This window comes from Ruegeria sp. CL5 (assembly GCF_056536485.1).
In genome coordinates this window covers 1-1,517 of sequence record NZ_JBQFPS010000033.1, presented here as the reverse complement: position 1 = coordinate 1,517, position 1,517 = coordinate 1, and the positions used below count along the sequence as shown (strand labels likewise).

The 1,517-nt window shown below is 56.0% G+C and carries 1 protein-coding gene; it reads right to left on the bottom strand.

The window, feature by feature from the left end; all coding sequences use genetic code 11:
- Positions 1-69 precede the first annotated feature (69 nt).
- Positions 70-1,443 (bottom strand): transposase, encoded by a 1,374-nt coding sequence (locus tag ACR0IU_RS22255; protein WP_170361228.1) that lies wholly within the window; start codon positions 1,441-1,443, stop codon positions 70-72.
- Between the last annotated feature and the right edge of the window lie 74 nt (positions 1,444-1,517).

Sequence of the window (1,517 nt, the reverse complement as noted above, 5' to 3'; positions counted from 1 at the left end):
GATAGTGTTGAAAAAGTCGACGTTGGAACTGCCGATGAGCGATGGCAAAAGCCGCTTGGGATGTTCCTCTCAGCCTGTTGGTTCTGGTTGCGGGGCTAGTTTTGCGAGTTTCCTTAGGTTTTGAGCTGTGGCTGCGAGTTGGAACTGCTCATATGCACCTTTGGGTCCTCGAAGTCGCATCATCGGCACGCCGATGTATCGCTTCAGGTGGGCAAACAGCATCTCGACTTTCCGTCTTTGAATGAACGAGGTCATGTAGGCGTCTGTTTTTCGGATATCGCGGGCGGCGTCGCGTGCTGCTTCGTGGACGGAGCGAAGCACGTTTCGAGCTGGCTGTTTTGGACAGCAATTTGCCTTCAATGGGCATGCGTCGCAGTCGTGCTTTGACGCTCGATATTTGATGAACCCGTCTTTGCCGCCGTTCGGCTTTCGCGGTTTGGAGAAGTTCCGGCGATATGTTCGCAGCTCCTTGTTGCCAGGGCATGAGTAGCTGTCGGTCGCGGGGTCGTAGATGAAGTCTTCGCGTGAGAATGTGCCGTCCGTCCGTTTGGATTTATCCCAGACCGGGATGTGCGGGGCGATGCCGCGTTCTTCGACCAGCCAGCCCAGCATCTCTGCCGATCCGTAGCCTGTATCGCCAACCAACTTGTCTGGCGTCATGTCAAAGCGATCCGTGATGCGGTCGATCATCCGTCGCGCGGCAAAGGCCTCCGCGGTTCGGATCGGTACGGATGGTTCCACATCCACGATGACTGCATTGTCCAAATCCACCATGTAGTTGGTGGAATATGCAAAGAATGCGGCCCCTCCATCGGCGCCTGTCCAGCGCGCCGCAGGGTCCACCGGCGAGATGTATTTGGGGACGACTTTGGTGGACGCGCCGAATGCGGCGTCATCCAGCGTTTCGAGATATTCCTCAACCACGCGGGTGGTCAGTTCGGGGGGCAGACCTTCCTTGCTTTCAATCCCGCGTGTCTGGTTGGCATTCGCCGGGATCAGGCTGGCATCGACACCAAAACTCTCGCCGCCAACCAAACCCTCATCAATACAGCGTCTCAGAACGGTTTCGAAGAGATGTCGGAACAAACCGCTCTCCCGGAAACGCCCATGCCGGTTCTTCGAGAAAGTTGAATGGTCAGGCACCGGGTCAGTCAGGTCGAGCCTGCAAAACCATCTGTACGCCAGATTGACATGCACCTCTTCGCAAAGGCGGCGCTCGGACCTGATGCCTTGGCAGTAGCCCAACAACAGCATCCGGATCATCAACTCAGGGTCAATCGAAGGACGACCATGCGCGCTATAAGACGGTGCCAGAAGCGGTCGAACGTCTGACAGGTCAAGGAAACGATCAATGCCGCGTAGAGAGTGATCGGCAGGAACAAACTCGTCAATCGAGAACTCATAAAACAGCGCACCCTGCGCCACCTGCCTCGGTCCCATCATTGCTAAGTCCTCCACTCTCAAAACGAGTGAATCAGCGCCAGACCAACCAATCAACCGACTTTTTCAACACTATC

Coding starts and splice junctions, on each gene's coding strand:
- ACR0IU_RS22255 (WP_170361228.1), bottom strand. CDS start 1,443: ATGATGGGACCGAGGCAGGTGGCGCAGGGTGCGCTGTTTTATGAGTTC.